18 protein-coding genes are annotated in these 20,455 nt (G+C 62.3%); 14 read left to right on the top strand and 4 right to left on the bottom strand.

Annotation, left to right across the window (positions count from 1 at the left end):
* Window positions 1-33: 33 nt before the first annotated feature.
* The 4 genes from glmS to AC0L3E_RS29830 all read left to right on the top strand — a co-directional run bounded on the left by glmS (window position 34) and on the right by AC0L3E_RS29830 (window position 3,426).
* Entirely contained in the window at window positions 34-1,857 is a 1,824-nt protein-coding gene (glmS, locus tag AC0L3E_RS29845; RefSeq protein ID WP_127327273.1) for a glutamine--fructose-6-phosphate transaminase (isomerizing), read from the top strand.
* Between the two features lie 113 nt (window positions 1,858-1,970).
* Entirely contained in the window at window positions 1,971-2,252 is a 282-nt protein-coding gene (locus AC0L3E_RS29840) for a type II toxin-antitoxin system RelE/ParE family toxin (protein ID WP_127327274.1), read from the top strand.
* Between the two features lie 37 nt (window positions 2,253-2,289).
* A complete protein-coding gene (locus AC0L3E_RS29835) occupies window positions 2,290-2,589 on the top strand; it encodes a HigA family addiction module antitoxin (protein ID WP_013531910.1) in 300 nt (99 codons plus the stop codon).
* Between the two features lie 81 nt (window positions 2,590-2,670).
* Window positions 2,671-3,426 carry a DUF502 domain-containing protein gene (locus AC0L3E_RS29830; protein WP_027036784.1) on the top strand — a complete coding sequence of 252 codons (756 nt, stop codon included), beginning with the start codon at window positions 2,671-2,673 and terminating at the stop codon, window positions 3,424-3,426.
* On the opposite strand, the gene recG is transcribed toward AC0L3E_RS29830, so the two are convergent.
* A complete protein-coding gene (gene recG / locus AC0L3E_RS29825) occupies window positions 3,378-5,486 on the bottom strand; it encodes an ATP-dependent DNA helicase RecG (protein ID WP_473606338.1) in 2,109 nt (702 codons plus the stop codon). The two genes, AC0L3E_RS29830 and recG, sit on opposite strands and share 49 nt — an antisense overlap.
* Window positions 5,487-5,578: 92 nt before the next feature.
* On the opposite strand from recG, the gene AC0L3E_RS29820 reads away from it, so the two are divergent.
* From AC0L3E_RS29820 to AC0L3E_RS29810, 3 genes are all read left to right on the top strand, one after another.
* Window positions 5,579-5,866: a succinate dehydrogenase assembly factor 2 gene (locus AC0L3E_RS29820; RefSeq protein ID WP_127810537.1), complete on the top strand. Its 288-nt coding sequence runs from the start codon at window positions 5,579-5,581 to the stop codon at window positions 5,864-5,866.
* 87 nt (window positions 5,867-5,953) lie between these two features.
* Window positions 5,954-9,451, top strand: a complete 3,498-nt coding sequence (gene mfd, locus AC0L3E_RS29815) for a transcription-repair coupling factor (RefSeq protein WP_473606337.1) — start codon at window positions 5,954-5,956, stop codon at window positions 9,449-9,451.
* Between the two features lie 135 nt (window positions 9,452-9,586).
* Window positions 9,587-10,960: a class II 3-deoxy-7-phosphoheptulonate synthase gene (locus tag AC0L3E_RS29810; protein WP_127272015.1), complete on the top strand. Its 1,374-nt coding sequence runs from the start codon at window positions 9,587-9,589 to the stop codon at window positions 10,958-10,960.
* 104 nt (window positions 10,961-11,064) lie between these two features.
* On the opposite strand, the gene AC0L3E_RS29805 is transcribed toward AC0L3E_RS29810, so the two are convergent.
* The gene (locus AC0L3E_RS29805) at window positions 11,065-12,135 is read right to left on the bottom strand and encodes a diguanylate cyclase (protein ID WP_127271420.1); all 1,071 of its coding nucleotides are present in this window, start codon (window positions 12,133-12,135) and stop codon (window positions 11,065-11,067) included.
* A gap of 405 nt (window positions 12,136-12,540) precedes the next feature.
* On the opposite strand from AC0L3E_RS29805, the gene AC0L3E_RS29800 reads away from it, so the two are divergent.
* The 3 genes from AC0L3E_RS29800 to AC0L3E_RS29790 all read left to right on the top strand — a co-directional run bounded on the left by AC0L3E_RS29800 (window position 12,541) and on the right by AC0L3E_RS29790 (window position 14,026).
* Complete coding sequence (locus AC0L3E_RS29800; RefSeq protein WP_027036778.1) at window positions 12,541-12,957, top strand: GFA family protein; 417 nt, start codon at window positions 12,541-12,543, stop codon at window positions 12,955-12,957.
* An 81-nt stretch (window positions 12,958-13,038) separates the two neighbouring features.
* Entirely contained in the window at window positions 13,039-13,398 is a 360-nt protein-coding gene (locus tag AC0L3E_RS29795; protein WP_023810560.1) for a diacylglycerol kinase, read from the top strand.
* 40 nt (window positions 13,399-13,438) lie between these two features.
* Window positions 13,439-14,026 carry a hemerythrin domain-containing protein gene (locus tag AC0L3E_RS29790; RefSeq protein WP_127327280.1) on the top strand — a complete coding sequence of 196 codons (588 nt, stop codon included), beginning with the start codon at window positions 13,439-13,441 and terminating at the stop codon, window positions 14,024-14,026.
* Window positions 14,027-14,029: 3 nt separating this feature from the next.
* On the opposite strand, the gene AC0L3E_RS29785 is transcribed toward AC0L3E_RS29790, so the two are convergent.
* Window positions 14,030-14,617, bottom strand: a complete 588-nt coding sequence (locus AC0L3E_RS29785) for a DedA family protein (protein WP_023810563.1) — start codon at window positions 14,615-14,617, stop codon at window positions 14,030-14,032.
* Window positions 14,614-15,177: a DUF1003 domain-containing protein gene (locus AC0L3E_RS29780; RefSeq protein ID WP_352581299.1), complete on the bottom strand. Its 564-nt coding sequence runs from the start codon at window positions 15,175-15,177 to the stop codon at window positions 14,614-14,616. The genes AC0L3E_RS29785 and AC0L3E_RS29780 overlap by 4 nt, the downstream gene beginning before the upstream one ends.
* Window positions 15,178-15,269: 92 nt before the next feature.
* Here AC0L3E_RS29780 and AC0L3E_RS29775 point away from each other — a divergent pair, with 92 nt between their 5' ends.
* The 4 genes from AC0L3E_RS29775 to AC0L3E_RS29760 all read left to right on the top strand — a co-directional run bounded on the left by AC0L3E_RS29775 (window position 15,270) and on the right by AC0L3E_RS29760 (window position 20,426).
* Window positions 15,270-15,986 carry a DNA-3-methyladenine glycosylase I gene (locus tag AC0L3E_RS29775; protein ID WP_473606336.1) on the top strand — a complete coding sequence of 239 codons (717 nt, stop codon included), beginning with the start codon at window positions 15,270-15,272 and terminating at the stop codon, window positions 15,984-15,986.
* A 129-nt stretch (window positions 15,987-16,115) separates the two neighbouring features.
* Window positions 16,116-17,792 (top strand): NAD+ synthase, encoded by a 1,677-nt coding sequence (locus AC0L3E_RS29770; protein WP_127327284.1) that lies wholly within the window; start codon window positions 16,116-16,118, stop codon window positions 17,790-17,792.
* Window positions 17,793-17,831: 39 nt separating this feature from the next.
* A complete protein-coding gene (locus tag AC0L3E_RS29765) occupies window positions 17,832-18,242 on the top strand; it encodes a GNAT family N-acetyltransferase (protein WP_473606335.1) in 411 nt (136 codons plus the stop codon).
* A gap of 378 nt (window positions 18,243-18,620) precedes the next feature.
* Window positions 18,621-20,426 carry an ABC transporter ATP-binding protein gene (locus AC0L3E_RS29760; protein ID WP_473606334.1) on the top strand — a complete coding sequence of 602 codons (1,806 nt, stop codon included), beginning with the start codon at window positions 18,621-18,623 and terminating at the stop codon, window positions 20,424-20,426.
* Window positions 20,427-20,455: the final 29 nt, after the last annotated feature.

Genomic DNA, 20,455 nt, shown 5'->3' with positions numbered 1-20,455 from the left:
CTGGTTTTCCACGGGGAATCGGGGGCTGTCTGCATGTGCGGTATCGTTGGAATCGTCGGCCACTCGCAGGTTGCGCCGCTCATTGTCGATGCGCTGAAGCGGTTGGAATATCGCGGCTATGACTCGGCCGGCGTCGCCACCATCGAGCACGGCCAGCTTGCTCGCCGCCGCGCCGAAGGCAAGCTGATCAACCTCGAGCGCCGGCTCAAGGACGAGCCGCTCGATGGTACGATCGGCATCGGTCACACGCGCTGGGCGACACACGGCGTGCCCAACGAGACCAATGCGCATCCGCATTTTTCCGACGGCGTCGCCATCGTCCACAACGGCATCATCGAGAATTTCGCCGAATTGCGCGAAGAACTGATCCGCGATGGCTATTCTTTCTCCTCGCAGACCGACACCGAGGTCGTCGCCCATCTGGTGGCGCGCGAACTCGCCAAAGGGCTGAAGCCGGTCGAGGCCGCGCACCAGGCGCTGAAGCGGCTGGAAGGCGCTTTCGCGCTGGCCATCATGTTCAAGGGCGACGAGGACCTGATCGTCGGCGCGCGCAATGGTCCGCCTTTGGCTGTCGGCCATGGCGATGGCGAGATGTTTTTGGGCTCCGACGCCATCGCGCTCGCACCGTTCACCAATTCGATCACCTATCTCGAAGATGGCGACTGGGCGGTGGTGCGCCGCGACGGCGTTACCATCTTCGACATCGACGGCACAAAGGTCGACCGCAAGCGCCAGCAGTCGCTGTCGACCAGCTTCATGGTCGATAAGGGCAATCGCCGCCATTTCATGGAGAAGGAGATCCATGAGCAGCCCGAAGTGATCTCGCATACCTTGGCGAATTATCTCGATTTTGTCGGCGGCGTCTCCAAGCCGCTGGATCTGCCGTTCAATTTCGCAGAGATCAACCGGCTGGCGATTTCGGCCTGCGGTACCGCCTATCTTGCCGGCCTGATCGGCAAATACTGGTTCGAGCGCTACGCGCGCCTGCCCGTCGACATCGATGTCGCCTCCGAATTCCGTTACCGCGAAATGCCATTGTCGAAGAACGACGCGGCGTTCTTCATTTCGCAGTCCGGTGAGACTGCCGACACGCTGGCCTCGCTGCGTTATTGCCGCAAGGCCGGCATGAAGATCGGCGCGATCGTCAATGTGCGCGAATCGACCATGGCGCGCGAATCCGATGTCGTGCTGCCGACGCTCGCCGGGCCGGAGATCGGCGTTGCCTCGACCAAGGCGTTCACCTGCCAGCTTTCGGTGCTGGCATCGCTTGCCGTGCGGGCCGGCGTGGCGCGCGGGACAATCTCGAAAGAACAAGAGAAGACCCTGGTGCGCGCGCTTTCGGAAGCGCCGCGCTATGCCAATCAGGTGCTCAAGCTTGAAGAGCAGATCGAACGGATCGCGCGTGAACTCTCACGCTACAAGGACGTGCTCTATCTCGGCCGCGACACCAACTTTCCGCTGGCCATGGAAGGCGCGCTGAAACTCAAGGAAATCTCCTATATCCACGCCGAGGGCTATGCCGCCGGCGAGCTGAAGCATGGACCGATCGCGCTGATCGACGAGAACATGCCGGTCATCGTCATTGCGCCGCACGACCACATTTTCGAAAAGACCGTTTCGAACATGCAGGAAGTGGCGGCGCGCGGCGGCAAGATCATCCTGATCACCGACAGCAAGGGTGCGGCGCTGACGAGCGTCAAGACGATGGAGACGATCGTGCTGCCGGACGTGCCGGAAATCATCTCGCCGATCATCTACGCGCTGCCGATCCAGATGCTCGCCTATTTCACCGCCGTGTTCATGGGCACCGACGTCGACCAGCCGCGCAATCTGGCGAAATCGGTGACCGTGGAATAGGTATCGTCAAATCTTGCCGCCGATCAACCGATAGCAAATTTGTATCGGCCGATGATACATTTGCTTGCGCGTCGACATGTATCAGTGTATGATACAATCTAGAGGGCGCGTTATTGATCGTTTCGTTCAGAGGCAAGGCGGTCGAAGCGGTTGCCGAAGGGAAGGCGCCAAAGGGCTTTCCGCCGGATTTGGTTGCCCGTGGCGAACGCCGCCTTCGCGCAATTGCCAACGCTGCCCAACTGAATGACCTTCGATCGCCGCCCGGAAATCATCTTGAAGCCCTGAAAGGGAGCCGAGCCGGACAGCATTCAATTCGCATCAACGACCAGTGGCGCATCTGCTTCAAATGGACCGCTGCTGGCGCTGAAGACGTGGAGATCGTCGATTACCATTGAGCGGGCACTTGCCCTGAACCCTTGAGGACCCTGAACTATGCTCAAGTTCGCACGTCCAGTTCATCCTGGAGAATTCCTGCGTGAAGAATATCTCGTCCCGCTCGGCATGAGTGCAGGCGCGCTGGCGAAAAAGCTCAACCTTCCGCGCACCCGTATCGAACGCATTGCCAAGGAAGAGATCGGCCTGACTCCCGATACGGCTCTTCGCCTCGCCAGATTTTTCAACACCACGCCCGAATTCTGGATGAATTTTCAACAGGCCTATGAGCTTGAAACCGAAGCCAGAAAGCTGGCGCCGGAACTCGAGAAGATTGAGCCGCTGGAAGTAGCGGCATAATCGGCTCTTTAAAAGCTTCGCAGTTCCAAACTGGACGGCGGTTCACTAATGTCGCGTCGCAATAGCGGCCTCCGGTGAATCATGTCCGACGCTCCCAAGACTTCCGGCGTGACCCGGCTGAGGAACTATTTCCTCACGGGCTTCATCGTCTGCGCGCCGCTGGCGATCACCGCCTACATCGCCTGGTCATTCATCGGTTGGGTCGATTCCTGGGTGAAACCCTATATTCCGGCCCGCTACAGCCCTGACACCTATTTGTCGTTTCCTGTGCCGGGGTTCGGGCTGATCGTGGCGCTCATCCTGATCACGCTGATCGGCTTCCTGACGGCCAACATCGTCGGCCGCGCCATCGTCAATTTCGGCGAGCGCCTGCTTGGCCGCATGCCGTTGGTGCGCGGCATCTATGGCTCGCTGAAACAGATTTTCGAGACCGTGCTGTCCAACAAGGGCGACATGTTCCGCCAGGTCGGACTGGTCGAATATCCGCGCAAGGGTGTGTGGTCGCTGGTGTTCGTCGCCAGCGAGAAGGAAACCGAGATCAACCAGAAGCTCGACCAGGAAGGCGATCCGCTGATTGCCGTGTTCATGCCGTGCACGCCAAACCCGACCACCGGATTCCTGATGTATGTGCCGAAGTCGGACATCGTGCTGCTCGACATGACGATTGAGGACGGCGCCAAGCTGATTGTGTCGGCCGGGCTGGTGGCGCCCGAGGTCAAGCAAATGGTTGTCGTGAATGGCGAGCCGATCGAAGGGATGCTCGCCAACCCGTCGGTTGCCGCCCTGGCTCAGCCGGCGCGCAGGAGCCGCACGGCCTCGTCGCGACCGAACAAATAAAGCAGCAGGCGCAACGCCTCGCCACGCTGCGATTGCAGCTCCGGGTCGCGCGACAGGATCAGCCTGGCATCGTCGCGGGCGGCCTCCAGAAGGTCGGCATGCGCCTCGATGCGCGCCACCTGGAAACCCGGCGTGCCGGACTGGCGGGTGCCCAGCAATTCGCCTTCGCCGCGCAGCTTCAGGTCTTCCTCGGCGATCAGGAACCCGTCCTCGGTCTCGCGCATTACCGACAGCCGGCGTTTTGCGGTCTCGCCGAGCGGGTCCTTGTAGAGCAGCACGCAGGAGGAGGGCTTGTCGCCACGCCCGACCCGGCCGCGCAGTTGGTGCAGCTGGGCCAGGCCGAAGCGCTCGGCGTGCTCGATGACCATGACGGTGGCGTCCGGCACGTCGACGCCGACCTCGATGACGGTGGTGGCGATCAGGATGCGTGTCTCGCCCTGCTTGAACGCACGCATCGCCTCGTCCTTCTCGGCACCCTTCATGCGGCCGTGAACGAGCCCGATACGGTCGCCGAACAATGGTTTCAGCGACGCGAAGCGGTCCTCGGCCGACATCAGCTTGATTTCTTCGGATTCCTCGACCAGCGGACAGATCCAGTAGATCTTCTGGCCGCCGGCGACGGCGTCCACCATGCGGTCGACCAGTTCGTCGAGCCGCTCGAGCGGCAGTGTAACGGTACGGATCGGCTGGCGGCCGGCCGGTTTTTCCGTCAGTTTCGACACGTCCATGTCGCCGAAAGCGGTCAGCACCAGCGTGCGGGGGATGGGAGTGGCCGTCATCACCAGCATGTCGGGCGCGTCGCCCTTGGCGGTGATGGCAAGCCGCTGATGGACGCCGAAACGGTGCTGCTCGTCGATCACGGCGAAGACCAGATCGTGGAACATGACCGTCTCCTGGAACAGCGCGTGGGTACCGACGACGATGTCGATCTCGCCGCTTGCCAGGCCGGCCAGCGTATCAGCGCGTTCGCGGCCCTTCTCGCGGCCGGTGAGGATGGCGATGCCCAGCCCAACCTTGGCGGCAAGCGGCGTGATGGTCGCCAGATGCTGACGCGCCAGGATCTCGGTCGGTGCCATCAAGGCTGCCTGGCCGCCGGCCTCGACGGCGCGTGCCATGGCCAGCAGCGCTACGACCGTCTTGCCGGAGCCGACATCGCCCTGCAGAAGCCGCAGCATGCGCTCGGGATCGGCGAGGTCGGTATTGATTTCGGCCAGCGCAAATTCCTGGCTCGATGTCAGCGAATAGGGCAGTGCGGCTCGCAGCTTTTCGACGATGCGGCCGTCGCCGACCAGGGGACGGCCGGACAGGCGGCGGACTTTTGCCCGCACCAGCGCCAGCGAGACCTGGCCCGCCAGCAGCTCGTCATAGGCCAGGCGCCGCCAGGCAGCGCCATCGATGGAGACATCGATCGGGTCGGCCGGATTGTGGATGCGGGCAAGCGCGTCGGCAAAGGAGGGAGACGTGTGGCGGCGCATGAAGGCGCCGTCCTGCCATTCGGGAAATTCAGGCACACGCGCCAGCGCCTGGCCGATCGCCCGGCGCAGCACCTTGCCCGAGAGCCCGGCTGTCAGGGGATAGACCGGTTCGACCAGCGGCAGGTTTTCCGCCTCGCTGGCCAGCGCAATATGGTCGGGGTGGACCATGCTCGGGCGGCCATTGAACCATTCCATGCGGCCTGAGACCACGACATGCTCGCCCTCGGGCATCGCCTTTTCGAGATAGGAAGCGTGAGCATGGAAGAAGGTCAGCGCGATCTCGCCGGTGTCGTCATGGGCGAAGACGCGGTAAGGCACCGACCTGTTGCCGCGCGGCGGCGGCTGGTGGCGGTCGATGCGCACCTCCAGCGTCACGATTTGGCCTTCCGCGGATCCTGCGATGCCCGGGCGGCTGCGCCGGTCGATGACGGTGTGCGGCAGCATGAACAGAAGGTCGCCCGCGCGGGCGGGGCGGTCACCCAGATCGGCCGGGACAACCTTCTCGATCAGCGCGCCGACTTTCGGTCCGACGCCTGCAAGCGACGTGATCGGGACAAACAAGGGATCGAGGATGGTCGGGCGCATGATGTCAGCTTATGTTGCGATGGCGGCAGCGCAAGGCTGACAGCCCCTTCTATCCACGCTATATGCGCCGCAGCAAGCAAGGATGCGGCACGATGACCGGAACGACGAGATCAAGCGAGGGGCTGGACGTGCACCGCCGCAAGCTTCTGTTTCGCTCCTGGCATCGCGGCATGCGCGAGATGGACCTGATCCTCGGCACTTTCGCCGACGCTGAGATCGGCGCCTTGACGGCCGAGGAAATCGACCAATATGAGAGGCTCCTCGACATTCCCGATACCGAATTCCTGCCCATGGTCACCGGCGAACGCCCGGTTCCGGCCGATATCGATTGTGCCGTCCTGCAAAAGATCCTGGCTTTCCGCCACTCCATGACATTTTGAACAACGACATCCTGAACACAAGCAATTCCAGGAAAAGTGCGAAGCGGTTTTCCGTTCGGAGTTGCGATAGAACAAGACCGTGATTTCATGAGCCTCATTCCCACCATCGGTTTGCCGAAAGGCCGCGCCGGCCAGTTCATCGTCGACGGCGTCGCCGATGGCTATGAAGCCTTTGCGCTGGTGCAGGCGGCACTTGAGATCGCGCCCGACAAGCCGGTTCTGTTCGTCGCGCGCGACGGTCAGCGCCTGCCGGCGATCGTTGAGGCGCTGTCTTTTTCTGCCCCCGGCCTGCCGGTGCTGCAACTACCGGCGTGGGATTGTCTGCCCTACGACCGCGTCTCGCCCGGTTCGGATGCTGCCGCCAAGCGCCTCGATGCGCTGACCGCCATGATCGCTCTGGCGAAGAAGCCGCACCGCGCCGTCATCCTCACCACCGCCAATGCGCTGCTGCAACGCATTCCGCCGGCGGATCTCGTCGAGGCACAGACCTTTCATGCCAGACCCGGCAACCAGATCGACATGAATGTACTGGTGTCGCGGCTGGAAACGTCCGGTTTCGAGCGCGTGCCGACAGTGCGCGGCATCGGTGAGTTCGCAGTGCGCGGCGGCATTCTCGACCTGTTCGCGCCTGGGTGGACCGAAGCGCTCAGGCTCGACTTCTTCGGCGACACGCTGGAATCGATCCGTGTGTTCGACGCCGCCACGCAGCGCACCACCGGCCAGCGCAAGTCGATGGCGCTGCAGGCGATGAGCGAAGTGGCGCTGACGCCCGAAACCATCAGCCGTTTCCGCCGCTCCTATATCGAAGCCTTTGGCGCTCCACAGCGCGATGACGGGCTCTATGCAGCAGTCAGCGAAGGCAGGCGGTTTGCCGGAATGGAACACTGGCTGCCGTTTTTCTATGAGCGGCTGGAGACGGTGTTCGACTATCTGCCTGACACGCCTGTCATCTTCGACCATCTGGCGCATGAGGCGTTGGCCGAACGCCACACGCTGATCCTCGACCATTACGAGGCGCGCAAGAAGCAGGCGGACGGTGCCTTGAAGGACGCCGTGCCCTACAAGCCGGTCGCACCGGACCTGCTCTATCTCTCCCCGGAAAACCTGATTGCCTCGCTCGGGCCGCGTGAAGCGATCGACTTCACGCCATTCGACGCGCCCGAAGTTGGCGCCAAGAAGGTCTATCACGCCGGCTCACGCCACGGCCGCAGCTTCGTCGAGGAGCGCGCCGATCCGAACGCCAATGTGTTCGATGTCGTCGTCAAACACATCGCCGATGAGCGCGCGGCGCGCCGCCGCGTCGTCATCGCCGGCTGGACCGAAGGCTCGCTCGACCGGCTTGGCCAGATCCTAGCCGAACACCATCTCGGCAAACTCAAGCAGGTGGCGACGCTGGCGGAAGCCGAAAAGCTCGAACCCGGTCAGGCGGCCCTGGCCGTGCTGCCGCTCGAATCCGGCTTCGAGACCGAAAAACTGGTCGTCGTCGCCGAACAGGACATTTTGGGCGACCGGCTGATCCGGCGTTCGAAACGCAAGAAGCGTCCCTCGGACTTCATTGCCGAGGCCTCGGCGCTGTCGGCCGGCGACATTGTCGTCCATGCCGATCATGGCATTGGCCGTTTCATCGGCCTGCGTACCATCGAAGCGGTCGGCGCACCGCATGACTGCCTTGAAATCCACTATGCGGGTGACGACCGGCTGTTCCTGCCGGTGGAAAACATCGAGCTTCTGTCGCGCTACGGTTCTGACACAGCCGAGGCGACGCTGGACAAGCTTGGCGGCGGCGCCTGGCAGTCGCGCAAGGCGCGACTGAAGAAGCGCCTGCTCGACATGGCCGGGCAGCTGATCCGCATCGCCGCCGAACGGCAGATGCGCTCCGCACCGCCACTGGTGCCGGCAGAAGGCCTCTATGGCGAGTTCGCGGCCCGCTTCCCCTATGAAGAGACCGACGACCAGCAGACGGCCATCGATTCGGTGCGCGACGATCTTGCTGCCGGCAAGCCGATGGACCGGCTGATTTGCGGCGATGTCGGCTTCGGCAAGACCGAAGTGGCGCTGCGTGCCGCCTTCATCGCGGCGATGGAAGGCTTTCAGGTGGCAGTTGTGGTGCCGACGACATTGTTGTCGCGCCAGCATTTCAAGACCTTTTCGCAGCGTTTCTCCGGCCTGCCGATCCGTGTCGGCCAAGCATCGCGGCTGGTCGGCGCCAAGGAACTGGCCGAGACCAAGAAAGGCATCGCCGAGGGCCAGGTCGACATCGTCATCGGCACGCACGCGCTGCTTGGTTCCGCGATCTCGTTCAAGAACCTTGGCCTGCTGATCATCGACGAGGAGCAGCACTTTGGCGTCAAGCACAAGGAGCGGCTGAAGGATTTGAAGACCGACGTGCACGTGCTGACGCTCTCGGCGACACCGATCCCGCGCACGCTGCAACTGGCGTTGACCGGGGTGCGCGAGCTGTCGCTGATCGCCACGCCGCCGGTCGACCGAATGGCGGTGCGCACCTTCATCTCGCCGTTCGATCCCCTGGTCATCCGCGAGACGCTGCTGCGCGAGCGCTATCGCGGCGGCCATTCCTTCTATGTGGTGCCGCGCATCAGCGATCTCTCGGAAATCCATGATTTCCTGAAGGAATCCGTGCCGGAGTTGAAGGTGGCGGTGGCACATGGCCAGATGCCGCCGGGCGAACTCGACGATATCATGAATGCCTTCTATGACGGCCAGTACGACGTGCTGTTATCGACGACCATCGTCGAATCAGGTCTCGACATCCCGACCGCCAACACGCTGATCATCCATCGCGCCGACATGTTCGGCCTGTCGCAGCTTTATCAGCTGCGCGGCCGCGTCGGGCGTTCCAAGGTGCGCGCCTATGCGCTGTTCACGCTGCCGGCCAACCGCAAGCTGACCGACACCGCCGAGCGCCGGCTGAAGGTGCTGCAATCGCTGGATACGTTGGGCGCCGGCTTCCAGCTCGCCAGCCACGACCTCGATATCAGGGGCGCCGGCAATCTTCTTGGCGAAGAGCAGTCCGGCCACATCAAGGAGGTCGGCTTCGAGCTCTACCAGCAGATGCTGGAAGAGGCCGTCGCCGAGGTGAAGGATTCCGGCGAAGTGCAGGATGGCGGCTGGTCGCCGCAGATTGCCGTCGGCACGGCGGTGATGATCCCGGAAAGCTATGTTCCGGATTTGCAGCTCCGGCTGGCGCTCTACCGCAGGCTTGGCGATCTCGAAAACACCGAGGAAATCGACGCTTTCGGCGCCGAGCTGATCGACCGCTTCGGCCCGCTGCCGGACGAGGTCAAGCATCTGCTCAAGATCGTCTTCATCAAGGCGCTCTGCCGCAAGGCCAATGTCGAGAAGCTCGACGCCGGGCCGAAGGGCGTCGTCATCCATTTCCGCAAGCGCGAATTCTCCAACCCGGTCGGGCTCGTCCGGTTCATCGGCGAGCAGGGCTCGCTGGCCAAGATCCGGCCGGACCACAGCGTCGTCTTCGTGCGCGATTGGCCAACCCCCGAGAAGCGATTGGCGGGCTCGGCGGTCGTCATGACCCAGTTGGCGCGGCTGGTGGAGAAGGCGGCGTAGCCGGCCCAGGCCATTCGCCAGCGCTTGAATTCCGGTCTAGAATAGGAAATCGGCTTCGTGTATGGAGCCGCCATCCCATATAGGGGCGGGAATGGCAGGCGAGGGTGCTTGCCGGAAAGAGCGTTGGGTGCAGCGATGACGAAATGGTCGCCGAATTCGTGGAGAGCAAAGCCGATCAAGCAGGTTCCTGCCTATCCGGACCTTGCCGCGCTGAAGAACACGGAGGCCCAGCTCGCAACCTTTCCGCCGCTGGTTTTTGCCGGTGAGGCGCGCAAGCTGAAGAAGCAGCTCGCTTCTGTCGCCGCCGGTGACGCATTCCTCCTGCAGGGCGGCGATTGCGCCGAGAGCTTCGCCGAGCATGGCGCGGACAACATCCGCGACTTCTTCCGCGTCTTCCTGCAGATGTCCGTGGTGCTCACCTTCGCCGGCGCGCAGCCGGTGGTGAAGGTTGGCCGCGTTGCCGGCCAGTTCGCCAAGCCGCGTTCGTCCGACAACGAGACCAAGGGCGAGGTGACGCTGCCCAGCTATCGCGGCGACATCATCAACGGCATCGAATTCGACCCGAAGTCGCGCATTCCGGATCCCGCTCGCCAGGAAATGGCGTACCGCCAGTCGGCGGCGACGCTCAACCTTTTGCGCGCCTTCGCGCAAGGCGGCTATGCCAGCCTGGAGAATGTGCACCGCTGGATGCTCGGCTTCGTGTCCGACAGTCCGCAGGGCGAGAAATACGAGTCTCTTGCCAACCGCATCACCGAGACGATGGACTTCATGAAAGCCGTCGGCATCACCTCGGAAACCAACTACGCGCTGCGCGAAACCGATTTCTACACCAGCCACGAGGCGCTGCTGCTCGGCTACGAGGAGGCACTGACGCGCGTCGACTCGACCTCCGGCGACTGGTACGCCACCTCGGGTCATATGATCTGGATCGGCGACCGCACCCGCCAGCCCGACCATGCGCATGTCGAATATTGCCGTGGCATCAAGAACCCGCTCGGCCTGAAATGCGGTCCGTCGCTGACGCCGGACGGCTTGCTGGAGCTGATCGACCTGCTCAATCCCGAGAACGAGCCCGGCCGGCTGACGCTGATCGCCCGCTTCGGTTCCGACAAGGTCGCCGACCATCTGCCGAAGCTGGTTCGCGCGGTGCAGAAGGAAGGCCGCTCCGTGGTGTGGTCGTCGGACCCGATGCACGGCAACACGATCGAGGCCGCCGGCTACAAGACGCGGCCGTTCGACCGCATTCTCAAGGAGGTCCAGACCTTCTTCGAGGTGCACCGCGCCGAAGGCACGCATCCGGGCGGCATCCATGTCGAAATGACCGGCAAGAACGTCACCGAATGCACCGGTGGCGCGCGCGCCATCACCGCCGAGGAATTGCAGGACCGCTACCACACCCATTGCGATCCGCGCCTTAACGCCGACCAGGCGATCGAACTGGCCTTCCTGGTCTCGGATCTGTTGAAGAAGAGCCACCCGGTGCAGCACAAGCAGGCGGTCAACGGCTGATTTTCGCGCAGTCCGAATAAGATCCACGAAAGGGCGTCCGAGAAATCGGGCGCCTTTCATGTCTGCGCTAGTCCAGTGTTCCCGGCACCAGCGGGCAGGGACTGTCAGTCCTTCTTGTAGAGCAGCCAGCTCTTGCCGGCCCGGCCTGCCATCGTCGAGTGCTTGGTGACCCGGTTGCGGCCGCTGACCTTGGAGCGATAGAGCGCCCGGTCGGCCTTGGTGTAGAGATCTTCGGGTCCTTCGGCTTCGGAAGCCATGCAGATACCCATCGAGACGGTGACGGTGCCGTAATTCGTGCCGGTCTGGCTGCTGGTGAACGGCGTCTGCTCGATCAGGGCGCGAATGCGCTCCGCAACGTCATAGGTGGCGTCCTCGCTGGCGCCCTCGATGATCAGCGCGAACTCCTCGCCGCCGGTGCGGGCGACGAACATGTCGCCGCGAATGCTGGTCTGGAAAATATCGGCGATGCTCTGGATGATCTTGTCGCCGACCGGGTGGCCATAGCGGTCGTTGATATCCTTGAAGCGGTCGATGTCGACAAGAACCAGGGCGTTGAACAGGATACCCCTGTTGCTGTTGTAGATCCTGGTGATCTCCTTGTCGAAGGCGCGCCGATTCCAGATATGCGTCAACGGATCGGTGTCGGCCAGCCGCTTGTACTCCTCAAGCTTCGACTTGACGCTTTCGAGTTCGGCCGTCTTGTCGCTGAGCGTCGAGGCCACCTGCCGGCCGTGATCGATCGTCGAATTGGTGGCAACCGCCATGGCGTTGGCGATCTTCTGCAGGAGATCCTGAGAGAGAAGGCTGCGTCCGCTGAGGCCGCTCGATGTCTCATCGAGGATCCTGCCGTATTTCTCGATGTGGCTGCGCTCGCTCCGCAGCAGCGAAGCAACCTCCTCGAGCTCCCTGGCAATGACGTCTCTGGCATGCTCGACGATGCCAGGGCCATGGTTGTGGGCAAAGAAAGTGCGCCCGATCTGGTCCAGTTCATCCTGTGTCGGCCGGCTGGCCAGCGAAACGACGGCCAGGCTGAGTTCGCGATTGGTGCCGCTCAGGGCCTCATAGAAGATCTCGTAATTGCGCGGCAGGCCGAGCACGCCCAATTGGCGCATTGTCGCGACAACAGTGGCTGCGATGTCGGTGCTTCGTTCGGTCGGGACAGCTGCCGGCTGCATCTTGGTTCTTCCCCTCGGATCCTCCGCGGAATTCGCGGTTTCCTTTGTCGCCGAGCCCTGGGGAATGCGACCGACGCTTCGAACAACTTGCGAAGGGATGCGTCCCCACCCACGGCCTTCGCTTGCAGGTGACCATAAATGCGCCGTCGCTAAAGTTTCCTTAACTGGCAGAGGTTCAGCGGGTTTTCTCTGTCTGCGGGCTGTAAAAGCCTTAGTCCGTGCGTCCAACAGTTGGAAACAACGCCGGTGCGGCGGCTTGAATTCGCGATTCGCGCATCGCACTCTTGAAAATGAAACCGAATTTCGGATTCTCCACGCCAGCACATGTCGCATTTGCTTGCGTGCTTGCGCGGCAAAGCTGGAATCCTAAGCCATGCCCGGCACTTTTCTTCAAGGAGGATCGACGTGAGTGATGGTCACCAGGGATCGTGTCTGTGCGGAGCCGTCCGCTTCAGAACGAACGGGGCGCTGCGTGGCGTCGTCTATTGCCATTGCTCGCAATGCCGCAAGCAGAGCGGACATTTCTATGCCGCGACCAATGTTGCCAACGCCGACATTGTGATCGAGGGCACGGAAAGTATCACCTGGTACGAAGCCTCCACCTTCGCCAGGCGTGGGTTTTGCAAGGCATGCGGGTCGGTGCTGTTCTGGAAGCCGCGAGACCAGGACTACGTTTCGGTCATGGCGGGATCGTTCGACAAGCCGACAGGTCTTGAGGGGGAATGCCATATCTTCGTCGGTGACAAGGGCGACTATTATTCGATCGACGACGGGCTGCCACAGTTTGAAAAGTCGACACCGTCCATACCGGTTGCTGAATGAATCTTGGACAAGTCACCTTATTCCATTGATCTGGCCAGCCATTGCATTATCCCGTGCCGGTGATTCGCAAAGGGGTTTGGCATGCAGCGGCTGATCGATGCTTATTTCAATTCGGTGCGGGCGTTTCGCAAGCTGGCCACCAGCGAGAAGGCTTTCCAGCAGGAGCTGATGCTGCTGGCGCTTGCCTTGCCGCTCGGCTGGTTCGTTTCGATCTCGTGGCGCGGTTATGCCTTGCTGATCGGCGCCGTGTTGCTCTTGATCATGGTCGAAGTGCTTAACACCGGCATCGAGGCGGCATGCGACGCTTTCAGCCGCGAGTTCAATGTCGATATCCAGTTGGCCAAGGATTGCGGTTCGCTGGCGGTGCTGATTTCGGTGCTCATCGTCGCCGGCGTCTGGGGCATTGCCATTATCGAGCGGATCACCGGGCTACCGATCTAGCCTTTCGATGCCTATATGCCAGTCACCAAAGGAGACTGTCATGGCCGGGGCCGCCAATTTTCTGCTTCTCGAACGCGTGGGCCTGCCGGATGACCTGCGCTGGCTGGCCGAGAAATATCCGCGTGAAAACTGGCAGGACCATGCCAACATCCACGGCATCGCCAATATGTGGCTGCAGCGGCACGACATGTTCCGCGAACTTGGCGGCATGCTGGCCAACGGCATCGGCGACTACCGTGAGGGACGGCTGACGGCGCCTGATTTCGCGCGCTGGTTCGCGCCCCGCCTCAATCATTTTCTAGGCAACCTCGACGGTCACCACAACGTCGAGGATTATCAATATTTCCCGGTCTTCGCCAAGGCCGAGCCCCGTTTGAAGCACGGCTTCGAGATACTCGATGCCGACCATCACACCATCCATGAAGGGCTGGAGCGTAATGCCGAGGCGGCCAATGCGTTCATCAAGACGCTTCAGGAGAGCGAAGACAGACAGCGCTTCGCCGCCGACGCCTATGCCGACGAAAACAGCCGGCTGATCGCCATGCTGACAAGGCACCTTGCCGACGAGGAAGACCTGATCATCCCGCTTATCCTCGATCGGGGGGACCGGGCGCTCGGCGTGGATTGACGATCAGCCCTCCCTGGCGCGTTCCTTCCTGGCGATGTGACGTGCGACGAGCCATGCCAGAACGGCCACGGTCAGGCCGATACCAAGCCCGATCAGCAACCGTTCGTGATGCATCAACGCCTGGCCGATGACGTGCTCGGCTCCCAGTCCAAAGACATAACCGATCGTGCCGAACAGTACCGCCCAGACCGCCGATGAAAGCGCGTTGAGGATGACGAAGCGCGGCGCGGCGATGTTGGAAAGCCCGGCTGCAATGCCGCCGACGAGGCGCATGCCGTAGATATAGCGGTTGGACAGCACGAAAATGTCGGGATGGGTATTGAGCAGACGAAAGGCGCGGCGGAAGCCGGGCCGTTTGCGCAACCTGACGACATAGGGATGGTCGGCGAAGCTTCGTCCGAGGATGAAGAAGAAAGTATCGCCGACGAAGGCGCCGAGCGCCGCCGCAAGAACCGCGTGCCACAGGACGAAGACCTGCTGGTGGGCGAAGAAACCGCCAAGAATGGCGGCACTTTCGCCCTCGGCGACGCAACCGATAAAGACCGCGAGCAGCCCGTATTGTTCGATGAAATGATGGATCGCGTCGGTCATGAAGCCGACTGCTGCGAAGACAGCCTTTCGTCGATCCGCTTGATCATTTCGGTCAGTTGCACGATCTCGTCGCGCATACCGAGAATCTGGCCGTGGCGCAGTTCATCCAGCTTTTCATGCAGCGCCATGATCTCGATCTCGGCTTTCAGGTTGACCTCGTAATCGTGGGCGGCGTCGATGCGGTCGCGTTCGGTCTGGCGGTTCTGCGCCATCATGATCACCGGCGCCTGCAAGGCGGCGACCATCGACAGAACGAGATTGAGGAAGATGAACGGGTAGGGATCGAAGGCGTCACGCGACAGCAGCCAGACATTGCCTGATGTCCACAGGATCAGAAAGGCGATGAAGGTCAGGATGAAGGACCATGACCCACCGATGCGGGCGATCGTGTCGGCGAGCCGGTCGCCGAAGGTCTGGTGGAAGGCGACGGCCTTGTTGGTGTCGCGCGAGATGGTGGTGCGTTCGAGCGTCGATTGCAGCACCCGGCTTTCGAGCTGGCTGAGGCCGTCCGGCCGCCGCTTGAGCCAGCGGTTCGCCAGGTCGTCGATCGTCTTGTTCATGGCCATCTCCAGGGTCTTTGGCTTGCCGTAAGAGGTAGAGGCTGCCGGCTCACACGGGAAGTGTTAGATTGATTCCAGTTGCCGAGGGACCAATGGCCGATTTCAAGAAAATTCGCGCACGCGCCGCAAAACGCAAGGGCGGCGAAGAGGAACTGACGTCGCTGCTGGGTCCGGCGCCTGACAATGCCGCCGTGGCTGACATCGCCGATGACCGCATTCTCTCTGTTATGGCCGAACGCGTCTTCGCCGCCGGTTTCGTCTGGCGCGTCATCGAGCAGAAATGGCCGGGCTTCGAGGAGGCGTTTCTGCGCTTCGAGCCGAAGCGGCTGTTGTTCCAGCCCGATGATTTCTGGCACGATCTGACAGCCGACCAGCGCATCGTGCGCAACCCGCAGAAGATCAGATCCGTGCGCGACAACGCCGCCTTCGTCGAGCGCGTGTCGAAGGAATATGGCGGCTTCGGCCAATTCCTTGCAAACTGGCCGGCAGACGGCCAGGTCGGGCTGATGGCCTGGCTCGGCAAGCATGGCAGCCGGTTGGGCGGCAATACGGGCCAGTATTTCCTGCGCTGGCTGGGTTGGGATGCGTTCGTCATCTCGGGCGATATGGCCGCGGCGTTGCGCGACGCCGGCCTCGACATCGCCGAAAGCCCGACCTCGAAGAGGGACCTCGACAAGATCCAGGCACAGATCAACCAGTGGGTGGTGCAGACAGGCCTGCCGCGCCGGCATATTTCACGCATCCTGGCGATGTCGATCGGCGAGAATCATTCGCCGCAAGCGTTGCGCGAATATATGGGCGACGATTGATACCTGGTCGTCTCGCCACGATTGAAGCACGTCGATCGGTCCGCACACGATTGACGTATGTCAATCGGTCCGAATTGGTCCAAACGAACGCCATTGCCCGGGCAATTTTGCCGCGCTAAGTCAGCAGGCATGACCAAGAAGCTCGACATCCTGCGCATCGCCGTCGCCCAGCTCAATCCGACTGTCGGCGACATATCAGGCAATCTCGCCAAGGCCCGCGAGGCGAGGGCGGATGCCGCACGTCAGGGCGCCGATCTCGTGCTCTATACCGAGCTTTTCCTCGCCGGCTACCCGCCGGAGGATCTGGTGCTGAAGCCGGCCTTTTTGAAAGCCTGCGAAAAGGCGGCACAGGACTTTGCCGCCGACACCGCGGATGGCGGTCCCGGCGTCATCATCGGCACGCCGTTGAAGCGCAAGAGCGGCACGCACAATTCGATCGTCTTCGCCGATGGCGGCAAGATCATCGCCGAACGCTACAAGCTCGATCTGCCGAACTACGGCGAGTTCGACGAGAAGCGCGTCTTCCAGGCCGGACCCGAGATCCAGGGGCCGGTCAATTTCCGCGGCGTGCGCATCGGAGTTCCGATCTGCGAGGACATCTGGGGCGACGTCGATATCTGCGAGTCGCTGGCCGAAAGCGGGGCGGAAATCCTGCTGGTGCCGAACGGCTCGCCCTATTATCGCGCCAAGATCGATGTCCGCCACCAGGTCGTCATCCGCCAGGTCATCGAATGCGGGCTGCCGATGATCTATGCCAACCAGCTTGGCGGCCAGGACGAGCTGATCTTCGACGGCGCGTCGTTTGCCATTGGCGCCGACAAGACGCTTGCCTTCCAGATGAGCCAGTTCGAGGAAGCGGTCGACATCACCACCTGGAAGAGACAAGGGGATCACTGGGTCTGCTCGGAAGGGCCGATGTCGAAAATCCCGGACCGGGAGGAGGCCGACTATCGCGCCTGCATGCTGGGCCTGCGGGACTACGTCAACAAGAACGGCTTCAAGAATGTGGTGCTTGGTCTGTCCGGCGGCATCGATTCGGCGATCTGCGCGGCGCTGGCCGTCGATGCGCTCGGCGAGGAACGCCTGCGCGCGGTGATGATGCCCTATCGCTACACCTCCAAGGACTCGCTGAAGGATGCCGAGGATTGCGCCCGTGCGCTCGGCTGCCGCTATGACATCGTGCCGATCTTCGAGCCGGTCGAAGGGTTCCTGCACGCGCTGACGCAGATGTTCGAAGGCACTAAGGAAGGCATCACCGAAGAGAATTTGCAGAGCCGCGCGCGCGGCACCATCCTGATGGCGATCTCCAACAAGTTCGGCTCGATGGTCGTCACCACGGGCAACAAGAGCGAGATGTCGGTTGGCTACGCCACGCTCTATGGCGACATGAATGGCGGCTTCAATCCGATCAAGGACCTTTACAAGATGCAGGTCTACGCGCTGTCGCGCTGGCGCAACAGCCACGTGCCGCCGGGCGCGCTCGGGCCCTCGGGCGAGGTGATCCCGAAGAACATCATCGACAAGGCGCCATCGGCGGAATTGCGCGAGAACCAGACCGACCAGGATTCGCTGCCGCCCTATCCGGTGCTGGACGACATCCTCGAATGCCTGGTGGAAAATGAGATGGGTGTCGACGACATCGTCGCGCGCGGCCATGACCGGGCGACGGTGACGCGCATCGAGCACCTGCTCTACATCGCAGAATACAAGCGAAGGCAGGCCGCGCCGGGCGTAAAGATCACCAAAAAGAATTTTGGCCGCGACCGCCGCTATCCCATCACCAACCGGTTCAGGGATCGCAGCTAGGTACCGAAAGCGCGCGCGGCGGTGCGGTCGGAGACAGCCATGCCCGATTGTGAGATCAGCTTCGACATGTCACGGATCGATTTCCGCGCGACATCGGACCTGTTGATGGCAAGCTATTGGGGCGCCGGACGCACTGACGAAGTCCATCGCCGCGCCTTTGCCAATTCGCTTTGCGTCGGCGCTTATGTCGATGGCAAGCAAGTCGGCTTCGGTCGCGCGATCACCGACCGCACGGTGTTCGCCTATCTCGCCGATATCATCATCTGGCCGGAGAACCGCGGGCAGGGCATAGGCAGCCGGCTCGTCCAGGCCCTGATCGACCATCCGGAGGTCAGGACCGTTTTCCATTGGAGCCTGTCGACCAGCGATGCCCATGGCATGTATGAAAAACTCGGGTTCAAGCCATCGACCGATGGCCGCTACATGCGCTTGGATCGCATTCCTGAATGAGGCGCGCGGCTTGCTCCGTTGTTGCAAAATAATCGCAGTGGTTGGACCAGATACACTTTTGGCGTGAACTCGTCTTGGCGATGCATCGGAGCGTCTCTATAAGGACACCTCCGCAATTGTCTTGCGGGAGGTCCGAATGGCAGTATTTCACATGGTAATGCGAGGCCGCGAAGCCTAGGTCTCATCCGGCGCTCCGCGAAGGTTTCCCCTTCGTGCCGATGCCGGACCGAGCACAGGCTTATGCCGATGCCGATCGCCGCCCGATTTGGGCGATACGCCAAATATGCCACTCCGCTTCCGGGCACTCATTGGCTCCTTGCGCGGCTTCTTCAATTTTCGACCTACTGGGATCGGGCTCGTTTGTGCCCGAATGACATCATGGCTCGTTTCAAGATCGATTTGCGCGCGAGCGCCTTTCGCAGCGTTCTTGGCTTCACGCTCACTCATTGGCGGCGTCAGCCCTGGCGGCTCTCGCTCATCATGGGCAGCTTCCTGCTGTCGACGCTGGCCGATGTGCTGACGCCGCTCTACTCCGGCCGGCTGGTCGACGCCGTCGCCAGCAGCGCCGGCGCCGACGCGATTGCCTGGAATGCCGCGATGACGGCGTTCTCGATGCTGATGGCGCTCGCGCTGGCCGGCGTCGTGTTGCGCAACCTGGCGTTCATGGGGATCGTCGAGCTGACGTTGAAGATGATGGCCGACATCGCCGCCGATGCTTTCCATCGCGTCCAGCGCTTTTCCACCGACTGGCATGCCAACAGCTTTGCCGGCTCGACCGTGCGCAAGGTGACGCGCGGCATGTGGGCGCTCGACCTGCTCAACGACACCATCCTCATCGCGCTGCTGCCGTCAATCGTCATGCTGGTCGGCTCGACGATGCTGCTCGGCTGGTTCTGGCCGTTGATGGGGGCGGTCGTTGCTGCGGGTTCGGTGCTGTTCATCACGGTGACGGCGCTGCTGTCGCTTGGCTATGTCGCGCCGGCGGCAAGGCTCGCCAACACGTGGGATACCCGCCTCGGCGGCTCGCTGGCCGACGCGGTCAGCTGCAACGCCGTGGTCAAGGGCTTTGGCGCCGAGGAGCGCGAAGAACGCCGACTGGCCAAGGTCGTCGCCAAATGGCGTGCGCGCACACGGCGCACCTGGGTGCGCGGCACCATCAACGGCACCACGCAAGGGGTGCTGCTGCTGGTCATGCGCGCTGCGGTGATCGGCCTGGCGCTGATGCTGTGGTCGTGGGGGCAGGCGAGCGCCGGCGACGTTGCCTTCGTGCTGACCTCGCTCTTCGTGCTGCAGGGCTATCTCAGGGATATCGGCACGCATATCCGCAATCTGCAGCGCTCCATCAACGATATGGAAGAGCTGGTCGATTTCCAGTCCGAACCGCTCGGCATCGAGGACCGGCCCGGTGCCAAGCCGATCCGGATCACCGAAGGACGGATCAGCTTTGACAACGTCACCTTTCACTATGGCCATCACCGATCGGCGCTTTACCGCGACTTTTCGGTCGATATCGCGCCGGGTGAGCGCGTCGGGCTGGTCGGCCATTCGGGGTCGGGCAAGACGACCTTCGTCAAGCTTATCCAGCGGCTCTATGATGTGAATGCGGGGAAAATCCTGGTCGACGGCCAGGACATCTCGCAGGTGGCGCAAGCCTCGCTGCGCGGGCAGATCGCCATCGTCCAGCAGGAGCCGATCCTGTTCCACCGGTCGCTGGCCGAAAACATCGCCTATGCCAGGCCGAGTGCGACGCAAGATGAGATCGAGCATGCCGCCAAGTTGGCGAGTGCGCATGACTTCATCACCAGCCTGCCGAAGGGCTATGGCACGCTGGTCGGCGAACGCGGCGTGAAACTGTCGGGCGGCGAACGTCAGCGCGTGGCGATCGCGCGCGCCTTCCTTGCCGATGCGCGCATCCTGATCCTCGACGAGGCGACATCGAGCCTCGATTCGGAGTCGGAGGTGCTGATCCAGCAGGCGATGGAGCGGCTGATGGTCGGCCGCACGACGCTGGTCATCGCGCACCGGCTTTCGACGGTGAGGGCGCTGGACCGGCTGCTGGTCTTCGATCGCGGCAACATCGTCGAGGAAGGCTCGCATGATGAACTGATCCGGCTGAAAGGCGGCATCTACCGCCGCCTGTTCGAGCGCCAGGCATTGGAACTGACCAAGGGACTTGTGAGCTGAATTGAGGCGGCCTTCAGCTTCGGCCGGAG

Source organism: Mesorhizobium sp. WSM4822 (genome assembly GCF_055811155.1).
Note: the sequence above shows the minus strand (reverse complement) of the source record. Positions and strands in the feature narration are given on the sequence as shown.

Excerpts from the sequence above, each read along its gene's own strand:
- AC0L3E_RS29775 (WP_473606336.1), top strand. The coding sequence starts at position 15,270 with ATGGCCGATTTCAAGAAAATTCGCGCACGCGCCGCAAAACGCAAGGGC.
- AC0L3E_RS29760 (WP_473606334.1), top strand. The coding sequence starts at position 18,621 with ATGGCTCGTTTCAAGATCGATTTGCGCGCGAGCGCCTTTCGCAGCGTT.
- AC0L3E_RS29805 (WP_127271420.1), bottom strand. The coding sequence starts at position 12,135 with ATGCAGCCGGCAGCTGTCCCGACCGAACGAAGCACCGACATCGCAGCC.
- AC0L3E_RS29820 (WP_127810537.1), top strand. The coding sequence starts at position 5,579 with ATGACCGGAACGACGAGATCAAGCGAGGGGCTGGACGTGCACCGCCGC.
- AC0L3E_RS29790 (WP_127327280.1), top strand. The coding sequence starts at position 13,439 with ATGGCCGGGGCCGCCAATTTTCTGCTTCTCGAACGCGTGGGCCTGCCG.
- glmS (WP_127327273.1), top strand. The coding sequence starts at position 34 with ATGTGCGGTATCGTTGGAATCGTCGGCCACTCGCAGGTTGCGCCGCTC.
- mfd (WP_473606337.1), top strand. The coding sequence starts at position 5,954 with ATGAGCCTCATTCCCACCATCGGTTTGCCGAAAGGCCGCGCCGGCCAG.
- AC0L3E_RS29835 (WP_013531910.1), top strand. The coding sequence starts at position 2,290 with ATGCTCAAGTTCGCACGTCCAGTTCATCCTGGAGAATTCCTGCGTGAA.
- AC0L3E_RS29765 (WP_473606335.1), top strand. The coding sequence starts at position 17,832 with ATGCCCGATTGTGAGATCAGCTTCGACATGTCACGGATCGATTTCCGC.
- AC0L3E_RS29810 (WP_127272015.1), top strand. The coding sequence starts at position 9,587 with ATGACGAAATGGTCGCCGAATTCGTGGAGAGCAAAGCCGATCAAGCAG.
- AC0L3E_RS29780 (WP_352581299.1), bottom strand. The coding sequence starts at position 15,177 with ATGAACAAGACGATCGACGACCTGGCGAACCGCTGGCTCAAGCGGCGG.
- AC0L3E_RS29795 (WP_023810560.1), top strand. The coding sequence starts at position 13,039 with ATGCAGCGGCTGATCGATGCTTATTTCAATTCGGTGCGGGCGTTTCGC.
- recG (WP_473606338.1), bottom strand. The coding sequence starts at position 5,486 with ATGCGCCCGACCATCCTCGATCCCTTGTTTGTCCCGATCACGTCGCTT.
- AC0L3E_RS29770 (WP_127327284.1), top strand. The coding sequence starts at position 16,116 with ATGACCAAGAAGCTCGACATCCTGCGCATCGCCGTCGCCCAGCTCAAT.
- AC0L3E_RS29785 (WP_023810563.1), bottom strand. The coding sequence starts at position 14,617 with ATGACCGACGCGATCCATCATTTCATCGAACAATACGGGCTGCTCGCG.
- AC0L3E_RS29830 (WP_027036784.1), top strand. The coding sequence starts at position 2,671 with ATGTCCGACGCTCCCAAGACTTCCGGCGTGACCCGGCTGAGGAACTAT.